The organism is Streptomyces cinnamoneus (assembly GCF_002939475.1).
Classification (GTDB): Bacteria; Actinomycetota; Actinomycetes; order Streptomycetales; family Streptomycetaceae; genus Streptomyces; species Streptomyces cinnamoneus_A.
This window is the reverse complement of record NZ_PKFQ01000001.1, coordinates 329,974-345,433: the sequence shown is the minus strand read 5'-3', so window position 1 is coordinate 345,433 and position 15,460 is coordinate 329,974. Positions and strand designations below refer to the sequence as shown.

The 15,460-nt window shown below is 72.4% G+C and carries 16 protein-coding genes; 10 read left to right on the top strand and 6 right to left on the bottom strand.

Going from position 1 to position 15,460, the window contains the following annotated elements; translation table 11 throughout:
* Positions 1 to 1,024 precede the first annotated feature (1,024 nt).
* The 9 genes from CYQ11_RS01725 to CYQ11_RS01685 all read left to right on the top strand — a co-directional run bounded on the left by CYQ11_RS01725 (position 1,025) and on the right by CYQ11_RS01685 (position 9,282).
* Positions 1,025 to 1,759, top strand: coding sequence for a Phenylacetic acid catabolic protein (locus CYQ11_RS01725; RefSeq protein ID WP_240003190.1), 735 nt, complete (start codon positions 1,025 to 1,027; stop codon positions 1,757 to 1,759).
* Positions 1,760 to 1,812: 53 nt separating this feature from the next.
* On the top strand, positions 1,813 to 2,934 hold the full coding sequence (locus tag CYQ11_RS01720; RefSeq protein ID WP_099197854.1) for a radical SAM protein: 1,122 nt from the start codon (positions 1,813 to 1,815) through the stop codon (positions 2,932 to 2,934).
* Positions 2,935 to 2,999: 65 nt separating this feature from the next.
* On the top strand, positions 3,000 to 3,254 hold the full coding sequence (locus CYQ11_RS01715; protein ID WP_099197853.1) for an acyl carrier protein: 255 nt from the start codon (positions 3,000 to 3,002) through the stop codon (positions 3,252 to 3,254).
* The gene (locus tag CYQ11_RS01710; RefSeq protein WP_099199309.1) at positions 3,251 to 4,486 is read left to right on the top strand and encodes a beta-ketoacyl-[acyl-carrier-protein] synthase family protein; all 1,236 of its coding nucleotides are present in this window, start codon (positions 3,251 to 3,253) and stop codon (positions 4,484 to 4,486) included. The genes CYQ11_RS01715 and CYQ11_RS01710 overlap by 4 nt, the downstream gene beginning before the upstream one ends.
* On the top strand, positions 4,486 to 5,367 hold the full coding sequence (locus tag CYQ11_RS01705) for an SDR family oxidoreductase (RefSeq protein WP_181143541.1): 882 nt from the start codon (positions 4,486 to 4,488) through the stop codon (positions 5,365 to 5,367). The genes CYQ11_RS01710 and CYQ11_RS01705 overlap by 1 nt, the downstream gene beginning before the upstream one ends.
* Positions 5,364 to 6,308, top strand: a complete 945-nt coding sequence (locus CYQ11_RS01700) for a 3-oxoacyl-ACP synthase III family protein (protein ID WP_099199308.1) — start codon at positions 5,364 to 5,366, stop codon at positions 6,306 to 6,308. Before CYQ11_RS01705 ends, CYQ11_RS01700 begins: the two co-directional genes overlap by 4 nt.
* Positions 6,305 to 7,210 (top strand): alpha/beta hydrolase family protein, encoded by a 906-nt coding sequence (locus tag CYQ11_RS01695; RefSeq protein ID WP_099199307.1) that lies wholly within the window; start codon positions 6,305 to 6,307, stop codon positions 7,208 to 7,210. Before CYQ11_RS01700 ends, CYQ11_RS01695 begins: the two co-directional genes overlap by 4 nt.
* Positions 7,211 to 7,291: 81 nt before the next feature.
* Positions 7,292 to 7,690, top strand: coding sequence for a hotdog domain-containing protein (locus tag CYQ11_RS01690; protein ID WP_099199306.1), 399 nt, complete (start codon positions 7,292 to 7,294; stop codon positions 7,688 to 7,690).
* A gap of 41 nt (positions 7,691 to 7,731) precedes the next feature.
* Positions 7,732 to 9,282: a long-chain-fatty-acid--CoA ligase gene (locus CYQ11_RS01685; RefSeq protein WP_099199305.1), complete on the top strand. Its 1,551-nt coding sequence runs from the start codon at positions 7,732 to 7,734 to the stop codon at positions 9,280 to 9,282.
* Between the two features lie 29 nt (positions 9,283 to 9,311).
* Here the strand turns inward: CYQ11_RS01685 and CYQ11_RS01680 are convergent, their stop codons facing one another.
* A complete protein-coding gene (locus CYQ11_RS01680) occupies positions 9,312 to 10,229 on the bottom strand; it encodes a branched-chain amino acid transaminase (protein WP_099199304.1) in 918 nt (305 codons plus the stop codon).
* Positions 10,230 to 10,414: 185 nt separating this feature from the next.
* Here CYQ11_RS01680 and CYQ11_RS01675 point away from each other — a divergent pair, with 185 nt between their 5' ends.
* Positions 10,415 to 11,092: a 4'-phosphopantetheinyl transferase family protein gene (locus CYQ11_RS01675; protein ID WP_099199303.1), complete on the top strand. Its 678-nt coding sequence runs from the start codon at positions 10,415 to 10,417 to the stop codon at positions 11,090 to 11,092.
* Positions 11,093 to 11,159: 67 nt separating this feature from the next.
* On the opposite strand, the gene CYQ11_RS01670 is transcribed toward CYQ11_RS01675, so the two are convergent.
* From CYQ11_RS01670 to CYQ11_RS01650, 5 genes are all read right to left on the bottom strand, one after another.
* Entirely contained in the window at positions 11,160 to 11,867 is a 708-nt protein-coding gene (locus tag CYQ11_RS01670) for an RraA family protein (RefSeq protein WP_099199302.1), read from the bottom strand.
* A 136-nt stretch (positions 11,868 to 12,003) separates the two neighbouring features.
* Entirely contained in the window at positions 12,004 to 12,984 is a 981-nt protein-coding gene (locus CYQ11_RS01665; protein WP_099199301.1) for an ROK family protein, read from the bottom strand.
* A 10-nt stretch (positions 12,985 to 12,994) separates the two neighbouring features.
* Complete coding sequence (locus CYQ11_RS01660; protein ID WP_099199300.1) at positions 12,995 to 14,068, bottom strand: ROK family protein; 1,074 nt, start codon at positions 14,066 to 14,068, stop codon at positions 12,995 to 12,997.
* Positions 14,069 to 14,108: 40 nt separating this feature from the next.
* Positions 14,109 to 14,837: a hypothetical protein gene (locus tag CYQ11_RS01655; protein ID WP_104650940.1), complete on the bottom strand. Its 729-nt coding sequence runs from the start codon at positions 14,835 to 14,837 to the stop codon at positions 14,109 to 14,111.
* Positions 14,821 to 15,360 (bottom strand): RNA polymerase sigma factor, encoded by a 540-nt coding sequence (locus tag CYQ11_RS01650; protein WP_099199298.1) that lies wholly within the window; start codon positions 15,358 to 15,360, stop codon positions 14,821 to 14,823. Before CYQ11_RS01650 ends, CYQ11_RS01655 begins: the two co-directional genes overlap by 17 nt.
* Positions 15,361 to 15,460: the final 100 nt, after the last annotated feature.

The following is a 15,460-nucleotide window of genomic DNA, read 5'->3' as shown; positions in this document are numbered from 1 at the left end:
CGGAGAATTCCGGCAAAGAGGGCCAGCAGGCGAAATCGCCTCCGTCACCGGACGGTTGGAATTTGATGATCAGTCAAGCGACCGTTGCGGCCCGGGAGTTGTGGTGACCGTGTGACGGTGGTCTAGCCCTCCGTGAGGGCGTCGTAATCAAATCGAAATCATGCGGTGGATTTCGTTTGACGAGCCATCAATTTGGAAATTACGCAACGGCTTCGACGTGATCACCAACCGTGAGGGAATGGTTTTCTGTCGAACAATCAGGTCTATGCCAATGGGGGGTGACGCGCGTCGCCATGGCTCGTTCCCGGACGCGCGGCGCCATGGCTCGTTCCCGGACGCGCGGCGCGTGTACGGGGCGGCCGGTCCGGACACCGGTCGGCCTCGCGCTGGTGCCCGAAGGGCACCGGGTGGCCGCGCGCAGGGGTTCGTACGGTCATGGGACACCGGTGGTTTGGTCACCCTGGGCGACGCGGCTTCCGCAGTGCCGTGCCCCAGTCGTCGCTTTCCCGCCACATTCGCGCGTCCGCGGCGCCGTCGGGCGCCCCGGCTGGGCGCGCGGGATCGAAACCCCCGTCCGCCGGGACGGAGCGGGCGGGGGAGGGCGAGGCCCGAGGTCAGACGGCGGTCGCCGCTCGGCCCGGGCCTTCGGGTGCCGGTCGCGGCCGCTCGGGGACGCGTGGCGGCGGCACGTCCCGAGGAAAGCGGAACATATGACACCGGTTTGATTCGGAGATGTGTCGGTCGCACTGCTGAACGGGGGTGCCGGACAGAAGGCCCGATCGATGATCTTCGGCAGGAAACCTCCCATAAGTGATGGATGATCTCCATCCGGTTTGCTTCGGGAGGGCATGGTGAAATCTGGGCCCTGCGGTGACAAGACCTCTTGTCGGCCGGACTGCGATGGCCAAAGGTTTGCCGTGGCATCGCCGGACATGCCGGTTGTGTGCGGCCGGGCCGGGTCGAAGCCGGACTTCGGCGACCGGTCGCCCGCCGGCCCTGGCTTCCGGCAACGATCCTGAGTGAGGTGAAGATCATCGTGCGTACGTCCATCCCGGACGACGAGGAGGTCGTCGTCCGGACCCCGGAGGAATTCCTGGCGATGCCGGAGGAATACCGGGAGATCGCGGTGCGGCAGATGATGGTCAACACCGAGGGGGAACTCTCCGGAGGCGACGACTACATCCAGGTGTTCCTGCCCCTCGCGCCCAACGCCGAGGAACGACAGGTCTGTGCCGAGCGCGCGGTCGAGGAATACGACCACTACAAAATCGGCAAGGCCGTGCTGGCCGGCGTCGGCGTCGACACCGGATACATGGAGAAGCAGACCCTGGCCGAGCGGAACCTGTTCGCCGACCAGACGCTGCACACCTGCACCACCTGGGCCGAGCGCGGCATCTTCTCGTACATCGGCGAGGAGACGGCCATGGTGATGATCTCGGAGTTCGCGCACAGCAGCTACAAGCCCTGGGCCGAGGCCGTGCGCACCATCATCCTCGACGAGAAGATCCACATCGCCCACGGCGCCCGGGTGTGCCGCAACCTCGCCCGGACCGAGGAGGGCCACCACGAGCTGCAACAGGCCCTGGACCGGCTATGGCCCACCTTCGTGAAGATCTTCGGCAGTCCCCGCTCCGAACGGTCCCGGCTCGCTGTGCGGTTCGGACTGCGCCGGACGACCAACGGCCAGGCGTGCGACGTCTGGCGCGAGAAGGTGCTGCCGCGCGTCGAGCGGCTCGGGCTGCGCAACCCCGACCAGTAGACCTCCGGCGCCCCGGACACCGGCCCCCCACGACACGCGAGGAGCACCGCCCGATGGCAATACCGGTCACGATCACGCAGCGCCCTCCCAGCCGGAGGGAGGTCAAGGAACGCACCGCGGCCCTGCTCGCGGACCGGCCCGATCTCGCCGAGCGCCTGCACCGCGTCCGCCGCCAGGGCCGCACGGTCCGCTCCTGCGAGGTCCACCTCACCAACGCGTGCAACATCCGCTGCAAGGGCTGCTGGTACTTCGAGGGCGGCTTCGACACCGCCGTGAAGGAACTGTCCGACCTGGGCAGGATCCGGGCCTTCGCGCGCCGGCTGCGCGACGAGGGCGTCAACCAGGCCACGCTGATCGGCGGCGAGCCGACCCTGGTGCCGCGCAGGGTCGAGGCGTTCATGGAGGAGCTGCCCTACATCACCATCTCCACCAACGGGCTGCGCCCCATGCCCAAGGAGGGCTTCGAGGACATCGCGATCGCCGTGAGCATCTTCGGCGGCGGCCCCCTGGACGACGACCTGCGCGCCATCCGCGTCAACGGCTCCACCTTCACCGGCCTGTTCGACACCGCGCTCGGCCACTACCGGGACGATCCCCGGGTGATGTTCATCTTCGCGCTCGCCGAGGCCGGCGTCCCCCATCTGGAGCCCACGGTCCGGAAGATCGCCGAGAACGGCAACATCGTCACGTTCAACTTCTACAGCGAGCACGGCAGCGACAACCCGATCCGGATCGAGAACGAGCGGCGCGTCCTCGACGAGGCCCTGCGCGTCAAGGAGCTCTACCCCGAGACGGTGGTCAGCCACCCCTACTTCATCCGGACGCTGATCACCGGGGCCAGCCACTGGGGCGGCCGCTTCGGCTACGACGTCTGTCCCAGCCTCAGCGTGGACCACCCCGCACACGCCGACCGCGTGGCCAACGGCAATCCGGTGATCCCCGGCTTCGCCGCCTGGGGCGCCGACTACGAGACGCTGCAGTTCTGCTGCACCTCCGGCGACTGCAACGGCTGCCGGGACAGCCAGGCCGTCTACAGCTGGCTGGTGGTCAGCGCCTCCCGCTTCCTCGACAGCGCCGAGCGGCTGGAGGAGTGGCTGGACATCGCGGAGAGCTACTGGCGGCAGTGGTACTGGTCCCCGTACCACGCGAGCAGGGCGGGCGCCGCCGCGGTCTGACGACGGGCCGGACACCCGTCCCGCGTCCCCGACAAGCCCCAGACGTCTTCCACCAGAGGAGCCCCATGTCCGACACGCTCGACCGCGAGGCCGTCGAAACCTACGTCACCGACGCCCTCGTGGAGCTCGGGGTCGACCGCTCCGCCATCGTCCCCGACGCCTCGATCGACGACCTGGAAGTGGACTCGCTCGACATGGTCGAACTGAGCCAGTCCCTCCGCAAGGACCTGCGGATACCCGTCAAGCCCAAGGACTTCGACGAGGTCGAGACCCTGGGGCAGCTGCTGAAGGTCTGCTGCGAAAAAGCCGGGCTCGCGTGACCGCAGGAGTCATCACCGGCTTCGGGGCGGTCACCCCCCTCGGAGTCGGTGCCGACGTGCTGCACGACCGGGCGGTGGCGGGGGAGAGCGGCCTGGCCGGCGGAGTCGGCCGGTGCGCCGGCTTCAAGCCCGGGGACCACCTCTCCCGCCAGCAGGTCCGCCGCACGGACCGCTTCACCCAGCTCGCGCTCGTGGCGGCCGCCGAGGCCCTGGACCGCGCCGGCTGGCAGACGGACGATCCCCCCTACCCCCCCGAGCGGATCGCCTGCGTCATCGGCTGCGGACTGGCCGGCACGTCCAGCTTCGAAGCCCAGCGCGAGGTCCTCGCCGGGCAGGGCGCGGAGTACGTCTCCCCCCTGATGGTGCCCATGATGATGGGCAACGCCGCCGCCGCGCACCTGTCGCTGCGCTACGGCTTCCAGGGCGAGTCCCTCTGCGTCGCCTCCGCGTGCGCCAGCGGTGCCCAGGCCGTCGGCACGGGGCTGCGCCTGCTGGCGGCCGGGGCGGCGGACGCGGTCCTGGTCGGCGGCGCGGAGTCCGCCACCTCGGACCTGATCGCCGCCTCCTTCCGCAACGCCGGGGCCCTCTCACCCTCCGGCACCTCCGTGCCGTTCGACCGGGACCGGGACGGATTCCTGCTGGGCGAGGGGGCAGGTGTCCTGCTGCTGGAGACCGCCACCGGAGCCGCCGCCCGCGGAGCCCCCGCGCTCGGCACCGTACTCGGCTACGGAGCCAGCTCCGACGCCCACCACCTGACCGCGCCGGAACCCGGCGGGCGCCGCGCGGCGGCGGCCGTCACCCGCGCGCTGGCCGACGCCGCCGTCACGCCGAGGGACATCGCCTACGTCAACGCGCACGGCACCGGCACCGTCCTCAACGATCAGCTCGAGTGCGACGCGCTGCGACTGGCGCTGGGGGAGGCGCTGACCACCGTCCCCCTGTCCTCCAGCAAGTCGAGCCTGGGCCACCTGCTGGGGGCCGCCGGGGCGGTGGAGGCCGTCGCCACCCTCCAGGCCCTGCGCCGGGCCACCGCGCCGCCGACCGTCGGGCTGCGCCGCCCGGACGAGCGGCTCGGCCCGCTGGACCTGGTCCGCACCGCCCGGCCGCTGCCCCCGCCGCAGCCCGGCCGGCCCCTGATCGGGCTCTCCACCTCGTTCGGCTTCGGCGGCCACAACGCGGCACTCGTCCTGGCCTCCCCGGGAACCCCTCCGCCCGCGAAAGGCCCACGCTGATGCTCTCCTTCGCTCGACGGCGCTACCTGGTCACGGGCGTGCTCAACCAGGACTCCATCGCCTGGCACACCGCCCGCGCCCTGCAAGAGGCCGGCGCCGAGATCCTGCTCACCGGCTTCGGCCGGTCCCGGCGCATCACCGAGGCCGCGGCCGCGGGCCTCCCCGACCCGCCCGACGTGCTGGAGCTCGACGTCACCCGGCCCGGCGACTTCCCCCTCCTCGCCCGGGAACTGGACAAGCGCTGGGGCGGCGTGGACGGCGTGCTGCACGCCGTCGCCTCCGCGCCGAAGGACGCCGTCAGCGGCAACTTCCTGACCACCGGCCCGGACAGCGCCACGCACGCCTTCCGCACGGCGGCGTACTCCCTGCACGCGCTGACCACCACCCTCGCCCCCCTGCTGGGCGGCCCCGGACGCGGCGGCAGCGTGGTCGGCCTCGACTTCGACTCCTCCGCCGCCTGGCCGGGATACGACTGGATGGGCGTCGGCAAGGCCGCCCTCGGCGCCGTCTGCCGCTACCTCGCCCTCTACCTCGGCCCGTCCGGCATCCGCGTCAACCTGGTCGCGGCCGGACCGGTGGAGACCGTGGCGGGACGCGGCATCAGCACCTTCGACCGGATCGCGGACCGCTGGGAGGAGCAGGCGCCGCTCGGCTGGGACCGGGCCGACGTCGCCCGGCTCACCGGACCGGTGCTCTTCCTGCTCTCGGACCTCGCCGCCACCGTCACCGGCGAGATCGTGCACGCCGACGGCGGCATGCACGCCGTGCACATGGAGGGCGGCGGGCAGGTGCTCCACGAAGCCGGCCGACGGGCGGCACAAGCCGGGCGCCCGCCCAGGGAAGGCGGCCGCCGGCCGCCGGCGAAGGAGACCACGCGATGACAGCGGCGATCGTCGGCATCGGCGCCGAACTGCCCCCACGGACCGTCCCCAACAGCGACTTCACCCACCTCGACACCTCCGACGAGTGGATCACCAAACGCACCGGCATCAGGGAACGCCGCTTCCTGGCGCCGGACGGTCACCTCGCGGACCTCGCCCTCGCCGCCTGCCGGCAGGCGCTGTCCGCCGCCGGGTGCGCCGCCCGGGACGTGCGCCACATCGTCGTCGCGACCACCACGCCCGACCGGGTCACCCCCGGCCTGGCCGTCGAAGTGGCCACCCGCCTCGGCATGCCGCAGGCCGCCGCCTTCGACCTGCACGCCGCCTGCGCCGGCTTCGTCTACGCCCTGGACCACGCCGCGGCCCTCATCGAATCCGGACGGGCGGAGGCGGTGCTGGTCTGCGGGGCCGAGGCGCTCACCCGGATCACCGACCGCGACGACCGCTCCACCGCCGTCCTGCTGGGCGACGGCGCCGGCGCGGTCCTGCTCGCCGACGTGCCCGACGCCCCCCGCCCCCGCTTCTTCCTGGCCTCCGACGGCGAGGGGATACCGCTGCTCTACGCCGACCGCCACGAGCGGGTGCTGCGCATGGACGGCCGGGAGATCTTCGTGCACGCCGTGGAGAAGATGACCGCGGCGACCCGCCGAGTGCTCGAACACCAGGCCCTGAAGAGCGACGACTTGGACCTCTTCGTCGCCCACCAGGCCAACGCCCGCATCGTCCGCGCCGTCGGCAAGGAGCTCGGCCTGTCCGACGACCGGCTCTTCCTCAACGTGGACCGGGTGGCCAACACCTCCTCCGCGTCCATCCCCGTGGCCCTGGCCCAGGCCCGCCACGAGGGTCGTCTGGGAGGGGCGGGCCTGCTGGGACTCGCGGCCTTCGGCGCGGGCGTCACCTGGGGCGCCGGCGTCGTGGGCTGGCGGCTGGGGGACCGGTGAGGCCGCCCCGCTTCCCGGTGCTCGCCGGGATCACCGCCCCCGACGGCGCCCGCCTGACGGTCCGCGCCCTGGCCCACGAGGACCCCACCACGCCGGTGGTGGTGCTGCTGCCCGCCATGGGCATGGCCGCCCGCCACTACACCCCGCTGGTCAGGACGCTGCACCGACGGGGGATGACCGTCGTCACCACCGATCTGCGCGGCCACGGGGAGAGCCGGCCGCTGCCCGGGCGCGGCGTCGGCTTCGGCTACCGGGAGATCGTCGAACACGACGTGGGCGCGGTGCTGCGCCGGGTGCGCGAGGCCTTTCCGCACGCCCCCGTGCTGCTGCTCGGGCACAGCCTCGGCGGCCAGTTGGGGCTCGTGCACTGCGGCCTGTACCAGCCGGACGTCGCCGGCGTCGTCCTGGTGGCCACCGGCTCCGCCTGGTACCGGTGCTTCGGGCCGCTGGCCGGCCCCAGGTGGCTGCTGCTCAGCCAGCTCTACGCCGCCGGCGCGGCGCTGCTCGGCTACTGGCCGGGGGAGCGGCTCGGCTTCGCCGGACGCGAGTCCGCGCGCCTGATCCGCGACTGGGCCCGCCAGGTGCGCACCGGCCGTTACGAGGTGCCGGGCGCGCACGGGGACTACGAGGCGGCGCTGCGGCAGGTCCGGCTGCCGGTGCTGGCGGTGGACGTCGAGAGCGACGACCTGGCGCCGCCCCGCGCCGTCGCCCACCTCTGCGGCAAGATGCCGGCGGCCCGCGTCGACCGCTGGCACTACGCCCGGTCCGCGGCGGGCGGCCGGCCGCTGGACCACTTCCGCTGGATACGGCACCACCGTGGACTGGTCGAGAGGATCACCACATGGGCGTCCGAGGTCGTCCCCGAAACCGCGGGCCGGGCCGCACGGAGCCCGGCGAACTGAGGCGGCGACGGGGCCCGTTCGCGACCGTTCCCGCCCCCCACGAACCACCGCGCCCACCGCGCGCCGACGGCAGGAGAGACCGTGACCGCCGCACACATGAACGACCTGATCGGCAAGGAGTTCCCCTGGCTCGCGGCCAGCCACGTGGTCACGGCGGTCGAGGACGACCGGCTCACGCTCCAGGCCGACACCCGCTTCCTGGAAGCGGGCCCTCCAGGCGGCACGATCTCGGGGCCCGACCAGATGCGGCTCGCCGACCTGGCCGGCTACCTCCTGATCAAGCACCGCGTCGGGCACGAGAGTTCGATCCGGCTGCGCACCATGAGCATGAGCTTCCTCCAGGCCCCCGTCCCCGGGGCCCTCACGGCGCAGGTCGTCCTCCTCAGACAGAGCAAACGGAACACCGAAGTCCGAGCGGATGTGGTCGACGCGACCGCCGGCACGGTCTGCGCCGGCTCGCTCCTCTTCTCCGTCCGCTGACCGCTCCCGCCCCGACCGGACCCGCCGAAGGAGAGACCACCATGACCGCCTGCGCCCCCGTCCCCGCCCCGCGCCGGCTCCCCGAGCTCCTGTCCCGCACGGCCGCCCGGCACCCGGACCGCCCGGCCCTCCGGGCGGACGACGAGGAAATGACCTTCGCCCGGCTCGACGACCTCACCTCGCGCGCCGCCGCCTGGCTGCACTCCCTGAACATCGCTCCGGGGGACCGGGTGGCCCTGCTCCTGCCCAACGTCCCGGCCTTCGCCGTCCTCTACTACGGCGTCCTGCGGGCGGGCGCCGTCGTCGTGCCCGTCAACCCGGCTCTCAAAGCGCGCGAAGTGGCGCACTGTCTGGCGGACGCCGGGGCGTCCCTGCTGCTCACCTGGCACGAGGGCGCCGACGAGGCGGCACGGGGCGCCCGCTGGGCCGGCACCCGGCACCACGCGGTGGAGCCGGCCTCCCTCACCGCGGCGCTCCAGGGCCACGACCCCGCCGGGCCGGCGCCCGGGACGTCGTCCGACGACACGGCCGTCATCCTCTACACCTCCGGCACCACCGGGAAACCCAAGGGCGCCGAACTCACCCACGCCAACCTCGTGGCCAACGTCGCGGCGGCCGTGGACCTCATGCGCCTCGGTCCCGACGACGTGGTCTTCGGCGCCCTGCCGCTCTTCCACTCCTTCGGCCAGGTGATCGGGCTCAACTGCGCCGTGGCGACGGGCGCCTGCCTGACGCTGCTGCGACGCTTCGACGCCGCCCGCGCCCTCTCGCTGATCGAACGGGAACGGGTCACCGTCTTCCTCGGAGTGCCGACGATGTACACCTTGCTGCTGGGCCGGGAGGACACCGCCGACCACGACGTGTCCTCGCTGCGCCTGTGCGCCTGCGGAGGATCCCCTCTGCCCGTCGAGGTGCTGCGCGGCTTCGAGGAACGCTTCGGATGCGCCGTCCTGGAGGGCTACGGGCTGTCCGAGTCCTCACCACTGGCCTGCATCAACCGGATCGACCGTGAGCGGATCGCCGGCACCGTCGGCACCCCCATCGACGGCGTGGAGATGCGGATCGTGGACCGGTGGGGAAAGGAGGTGCCGGACGGGGAGACCGGCGAGATCGTGATCCGCGGACACAACGTCATGAAGGGCTACTGGCGCCGCCCCGAGGCCACCGCCGAGGCGGTCCGCGACGGCTGGCTCCACACCGGGGACCTGGGCACCCGGGACGCCACCGGCGTCTTCCGGGTCGTCGACCGCATCAAGGACGTCATCATCCGCGGCGGCTTCAACGTCTACCCCCGCGAGGTCGAAGAGGCGCTGTACCGGCACCCGGCCGTCGCGGAGGCGTCCGTGCTGGGCGTCCCGCACCCCGTCCACGGCGAGGAGGTCGCCGCGGCCGTCGTCCTCAGGGCCGGCGCCGAGGCGACACCGGAGCAGATCCGCGACTTCGTGCGCGACGAGGTGGCGGGGTTCAAGTACCCGCGCGTCGTGTGGATCGCCGACCGCCTTCCGAAGGGCCCCACGGGAAAGATCCTCAGGCGTGAGATCGTCCTCCCCCCGGAGCTCACCGCCTTCACCGAGGGGCCAGGACCCCGCTGACGAGCCCTGGCCGCGGTGGAGGACCCGCTTCAGCTGACCCGGGTCAGCCACTTCTCACTGAGGGGGCTCCGCCCGTGGACGACGTCGTCGAAGAGCCCCATGAGCTGACGGGTGATCGGCCCCGGCTCGCCCACCTCCCGGTGGTCGATCGACCGCACGGGCGTCAGCTCCGCCGCGGTGCCGGACAGGAACACCTCGTCGGCGGTGTAGAGGTCGGACCGCACCAGATTGTCCACGCGCACCGGCAGACCGAGCTCGGCGGCCAGCGTGAAGACCGTGCTCTGGGTGATGCCCTGGAGAGCTCCGGCGTTGACCGGCGGCGTGATGAGCGTCCCGTCGACGACCACGAAGATGTTCTCGCCGCTGCACTCGCTGACCATTCCGGTGCCGGACAGCAGGACCGCCTCGTCGAAGCCGGCTTCCAGCGCCTCCAGCTTGGCCAGGACCGAGTTCAGGTAGGGACCGGTGGCTTTGGCGACGGGAGGGACGACGTTGGCGTCGTTCCGCCGCCAGCTGCTCACCATCAGGCGCACGCCCCGCTGGACCGCCTCCTCGCCCAGGTAGGCGCCCCACTCCCAGCTCGCCACCATCACGTCGATGGGGTTGGCCCGCGGGTCGATGCCCATGGCGCCGTAGCCGACGTTCGCCAGGTGGCGCAGGTAGCAGGCCTGGTGGCCGTTGGAGCGCACCAGCTCCAGCGAGGCCTGCCGCAGCTGCTCCTTGCCGTAGGGCAGGCGCATGCGCATGATGTGGGCGCTGCGGTAGAGCCTGTCGATGTGGTCGTCGAGCCGGAACACCGCCGGACCGTCCGGCGTCGCGTACACCCGGGTGCCTTCGAGCACGCCGGTGCCGTAGTGCAGTCCGTGCGTCAGGACGTGGACGCGGGCGTCGCCCCAGGGCACCAGTTCGCCGTTCATCCAGATGTACTCGGCTTCGGTTAATGCCACGATGTCTCCTTGACGGTCGGCCGATTCCGCCCCGAAGGAGCGGGCGTGCAGGGGCTGTTGACTGATGACAACAATAGTCAGGACGACTCGGATGTCCCAGGTCTCGGGGCGGGTGTCGGCGTACGTACGGTCGAGCGGAGCCGCCGGTGAGAGGTCCGGGACGGTGCCGGGAGTGGGGGCTGCGCATGGAGTCGACCGAAGGGGACGACGCGGCGGCACCCGACCTCTGTTCGAGGGGTCGGGTGTTCGTCTGGGTCGCCCGTCTGCCGGGCCGGACGCCGCACCCGGCGTCCCGGGACGCGGCGCGGGTCTGGGCGCGTGCGGCGGTGGCACGGCACTTCGGGACCGGAGCCGAGGACGTGCGCTGGACGCACGGCCGCCGGGGCCGGCCCCGGCTGGTGGCCCCGGAGCGCCGGTTCATGAGCCTGAGCCACTCCGGCGACGTGGCCGCGGTGGCCCTGACCACGGCCGGCCCGGTGGGGGTGGACGTCCAGGTGATGCGCCGCCTCGCCGACCCGGCGGGACTGGTGGGGGACGTCCTCACCCCGGAGGAGGCGGCGCACTGGCGGAGGCTGCCGGCTGAACGCCGGGCGGACGGCTTCTTCACGCACTGGGCCCGGAAGGAAGCGGTGATCAAGGTGCGCGGGCGCGGCTTCCCGGGCGACCTCCCCCTGATCTCCACGTCGCCGGCGGCCGCGCGGACGGGGGAGGTGCACGTCAGGAGGCTGCCGGGCGGCTACGGACCGCTTGCGGAGTGGTCGGTGCTGGACCTCCCGGCGGGCGGCGACTTCCGCGGTTGCGTCGCCTGCCGGGCGCCGGGGCCCGTCGGCTTCGTCGTCGAGGCGGCGTGCGGGCGGGAGTAGGCCGGCCGGGGGGAGAGAGTCCGGCCGCGCCGCGTGCGGCCTGCGGCCGGATTCCCCCACCCCCTCGTCACTCCTCGACGGCTCCGCCCACCGACCGCAGGTGCGCGCGGAAGGTCAGGGAAGGCGTCCGCCGGCGGTCGGCGAGATAGGTGCCGAAACGCACCTGCTCGCGCAGCGAGACCCCCGCGCGGATCCGCTCGGCCTGCCGGTGCTCGGTGTCCCGGATGGTCTCCGCGAGGTCGAACAGCTCTCCGACCTGCCCGAGGGGGACGAAGAGCACGCCGTCGTCGTCGGCCAGGACCACGTCGTCGCGCCCCACCGTCCAGTCGCCCACCGTGGCGGCGGTCAGGGCGTCGTGGGGCCGCTCGTCGAGGCGCCGGGGCCCGGGCGGGGTCGCCCCCATGCTGAAGACGGGCAGCCCGATCGCCCGGATCTCGGCCGTATCGCGGTGCAGCCCCCACACGACGATCCCCTCCAGCCCCGCGGCCTGAGCCTCCAGGGCCGCGAGATCGCCCACGCACGCCTCGTCGAGGCGCCCGCCGTTGTCGACGACGAGCACGTCACCGGGCGCCGTGCTCTCGAAGGCTTCGAGGAAGACGTCGACACTGCCGGTGTGCCGGGCCGGGGCCACCCGCCCCGCGAGCCGGCCACCGGGGACGGCGGTGCGCACGGAGGGCGGCGCACAGCGCACCTCGGCCCCGGCCCGGACGCACGCGTCCGCGACATGAGCGGTGGTCAGTGCGGCGAACCGCTTCCGAAGCTCTTGCCGATCCATACTCGTTTCCTCTCTGCCCGCCTGGGTGGGAACAGCTTGACCAACGTCCGGGACGGCGCTTTTCTGCCCGGGCCGCCTCACCGCGCGGGAAGAACGCCGCTCACCCGCCGCGGGGCCGGGTGAGCACAGCCCGCCCTCAGGCCGTGCCCGCCTCCTCCTGGTCGAGGGCCAGGAGAGCGGCGCCGATCCAGCCCGCCTCCGGCCCGAGCCGGGCCGGCCTGATGTCCGGAAGCTCGCGATGGCCCGCGGCGGTGACGAACCGGGCGAAGTGCGAACGGATGGGCGCCAACAGCGGATCACCGACCTCCGCGACCCCGCCGCCGACGACCACCAGCTCGACGTCGAAGAGGTTGACGAGCGTGGCGACTCCGATGCCGAGCCAGCCACCGAGGCGCTCCAGCTGGGCGAGCGCCCCCGGATCCCCGGCGAGCGCGGCCGCGGAGACCGTCTCCCCGGTGACCTTGGCCGGGTCCCCGGCGAGGGTGGCGAGCATCCCGCCGGGTTCGGCCGCGGCCGCCGCGCTGCCGTAGCGCCCCAGCGCCGGTCCCGACGCCAGGGGTTCGAGGCAGCCCGTGTTGCCACATCCGCAGCGCTCGCCGCCGTGCGGATCGACGATCATGTGCCCGATCTCCATGGCGATGCCGGTCCGGCCCCGGAAGAGCCGGTCGGCGAGGACGACACCGCCGCCGACACCGGTGCCCACGGTGATGAAAGCCATGTAAGAGGCGCTGTGACCCTTGCGGTACTCCGCCCAGCAGGCGGCGTTGGCGTCGTTGTCGACGACCGTCGGCAGTCCGGTGGAATCCTGGAGGACATGTCGGAGGGGCAGGTCGCGGTAAGTATTGTTGGGGGCGGTCCGGATGCGGCCCTCGGGCCAGTGGACGAGGCCCGCGGCTCCCACGCCGATGGCGACGACGCCGGGATGGCGGGTCCGTAGCTCCTCGACGACGGCCGAGAGGGTGCGCAGCATGGCCGCCTGGTCGGTGGCGGAGCTGGGCAAGGGCGGTACGCGCTCGACGACTTCGCCGTCGGCGTCGACCACTCCGGCCGCGATCTTCGTTCCTCCGACGTCGAGTCCGATCGACAGCCGGCCCTGCTGTGGGGGTTGCAGGCGCATACGGATACTCCTAGGGATGGTGGTGCCGGTCGCCTTGGTCGTGGTGCCGGCCGTCGAAGCAGCTCTGCTGGGCGATCAGCGCGGCGCCGTGCGCACCGCGGACGGCGTCCAGCGGTTTGGTGACGAGTTGACAGTCCCTGCTGATCTGGAAGGTGTGCGCGGGGAACTTCCGCATCGCGTGGAGGAACGCGTTCGCCGCCCGGCGTCCGGGCCCGCCGTCGATGAGGCCCCCCGCGGCGTAGATCACCACGTGCGACGGCCCGAACGTGGTGAGGAGGGTGGCGATGCCGCGGGAGAGCGAGGTCCCCGCCTTGCGGAAGGCCGTCGCAGCCTCACGGGCCTGCGGGTCGTCGCCGTCGGCGAGGGCGATCGCCGCCTCCAGCCCGTCCAGCGCCCGTCCGGTCCGTTCCCTGACCACGGCGGTCAGCGCCCGGTTCCCGACCTGGCTCTCGATGCACCCCCGCATGCCGCAGTCGCACACCCGTCCCCGGTGCCACACCTGAATGTGCCCGAACTCCAACGGCACGGAGAGGCGTTCGCCGCGGACGACCATGCCGGCGCCCACGCCGTCGCGGACGAGGATGACGCCGAACGTCTTGCTCCTGCGCCCCACGCCCATGCTCTGCTCGTACGCCGCGAAGGCGTGCGCGTCGTTCTCCACGGACGTCCGGTAGCCGGTCGCGGCCATGAGTTCCTCAGCGAGCGGGAAGTCCACCCATTCGTACGGGGGAGGCTTCTCATGACTGTGGTCGTCCGGGCCGTTGATGAGGTGGAGGACCGTGCCGGTGTCCGGGTCGACGGGCCCGCCGACCTGCACCCCCAGGCAGACCCTGCTCCGGGGGAAGGCGCAGCCCAGTCTGTCGTCGACCAGGGTCCCCACCATTTCGGCCACGTGCCTCACCACCTCCGCCGACTCCATGACGGTGAGGTGCCGACGGGACCGTGCGATCACCGCTCCGTCGGAACCGACAACGACGCCTGCGAGCTTGTACGGCTGGATCTCGATGCCGACCGCGAAGCGGCCGCGGTCGAGTTCGCACGCACGCCGCAGAATCTGCTGCACCTTCATGTCGTGCACGTTCATGTGCCACCTTGCGTCCGGTGGTGCGCTCGGGGAGGGCGGATCAGCCTATCGACGCGGGATCGACGGCCTCCGGGTACCGGAGGGCGGCGGCGCGGATGGCGAGGGGGGTCAGAGCGACGACCTCGTCGGTGTCGACGTCCTCGTCCTGCCCGCACGCCACGTGACGCAGCGCTTCCGCCTGGTCGGTGGTCGCGCGGCCCCACAGCATGCCGACGAGATCGGCTTCGTCCGTGTTCTCGAACTCGACGAAGGGGACGTGCTCGGCCGTGTGAAGACGATTGCGATGGGCGTAGGGAAGGTGCCGCACGCATTCCGTCAGGAACGCGGTCTTCAGCTCCGGTGCCGCCGCCCGCGGCTCGGCGATCGGCTGCCGTGCCTGGTCACGGAAGCTGTTGAGCGCTCGCGCTGTCGTCTCGACCGCGAGTTCGTCGATCTCGTCCGCGCTCAGGTGCGCGCGGTGACGCCCCGTCGCCACGGCGGAGAGCCAGCGGCGGACGACGTGGTAGCCGTAAGCGGCCCACTGCGCCTGGGAGCCGAAGCTGGGCATGACGGGCTCCGCGGGCCGGTCCGGCGCCGGTACGGGCGTCGCGGTGCCCAGCACCCGCCGCAGCCGGCTCTCGACCTCCTGGGGCGTCAGCCGGCTCTCCACCTCGGCCTGGACGGCCCGGAGAAACCGCTCGAACGCCGGGGGCGGGTAGAGGGTGTCTTCTCTGGGGGTATTCTGCCTGGCCCGGCGCGTGGCGAGACCCTGCTCATCCCTTGCGGACATGCGAACCTCCTTCTTCTTCGTGGTTGTCCAGCGAACTCCGCAGCGTGGTGAGCGCGTGCCGCAGGTTGCTGCGGACGGTGCTCGCCTTCAGCCCGAGAAGCCCGGCGATCTCCGGTGCCGAATAGTCGTCCAGGTGCAGGGCCAGGACCTGGCCCTGCCGGGGAGGGAGGCCGCGCAGGATCCGCAGCACTCTCTCGTGCTCGTCCGGCTCGGTGTGGTCGGGCGGAAGGGGATGCGCCAGGCGTGCGTTCTGCGATTCCAGAGCCAGCCGTTTGCGGTTGCGTTCGGCCCTCTTGCAGTAGGAGTGCCACGCGACCTTCCGGACCCACCCTGCCGGGCTCTTGCACGCCGGCCACTGGTCCAGGAGCGCCTGCATGGCGTCCTGGGCCGAGTCCTCGGCCTCCTCGTAGGTTGCCCCAGCTCTCATCAGGCTGTGCACGACCCGCGGGTACTCCGCTTCGAAGAAGGCGATGTAGCCCGGCAGTCCGGCGGGGACGGCCCCGTGATCTCCTTGGGGGCTCACGCAGCCACCTCCTGAAGTTCGGTCACCCCTATAGGTCTCCGGGAGCGTGGTTGTGTGCAAGCCGTCGGGGACGGGTTTCGGTGGGCCGGTCCGCGCGCCG

What these genes read in the sequence shown, in the direction of transcription:
- CYQ11_RS01660 (WP_099199300.1), bottom strand. Translation starts at nt 14,068, where the DNA reads ATGAACGTGCACGACATGAAGGTGCAGCAGATTCTGCGGCGTGCGTGC.
- CYQ11_RS01715 (WP_099197853.1), top strand. Translation starts at nt 3,000, where the DNA reads ATGTCCGACACGCTCGACCGCGAGGCCGTCGAAACCTACGTCACCGAC.
- CYQ11_RS01655 (WP_104650940.1), bottom strand. Translation starts at nt 14,837, where the DNA reads ATGTCCGCAAGGGATGAGCAGGGTCTCGCCACGCGCCGGGCCAGGCAG.
- CYQ11_RS01720 (WP_099197854.1), top strand. Translation starts at nt 1,813, where the DNA reads ATGGCAATACCGGTCACGATCACGCAGCGCCCTCCCAGCCGGAGGGAG.
- CYQ11_RS01675 (WP_099199303.1), top strand. Translation starts at nt 10,415, where the DNA reads ATGGAGTCGACCGAAGGGGACGACGCGGCGGCACCCGACCTCTGTTCG.
- CYQ11_RS01665 (WP_099199301.1), bottom strand. Translation starts at nt 12,984, where the DNA reads ATGCGCCTGCAACCCCCACAGCAGGGCCGGCTGTCGATCGGACTCGAC.
- CYQ11_RS01685 (WP_099199305.1), top strand. Translation starts at nt 7,732, where the DNA reads ATGACCGCCTGCGCCCCCGTCCCCGCCCCGCGCCGGCTCCCCGAGCTC.
- CYQ11_RS01670 (WP_099199302.1), bottom strand. Translation starts at nt 11,867, where the DNA reads ATGGATCGGCAAGAGCTTCGGAAGCGGTTCGCCGCACTGACCACCGCT.
- CYQ11_RS01705 (WP_181143541.1), top strand. Translation starts at nt 4,486, where the DNA reads ATGCTCTCCTTCGCTCGACGGCGCTACCTGGTCACGGGCGTGCTCAAC.
- CYQ11_RS01700 (WP_099199308.1), top strand. Translation starts at nt 5,364, where the DNA reads ATGACAGCGGCGATCGTCGGCATCGGCGCCGAACTGCCCCCACGGACC.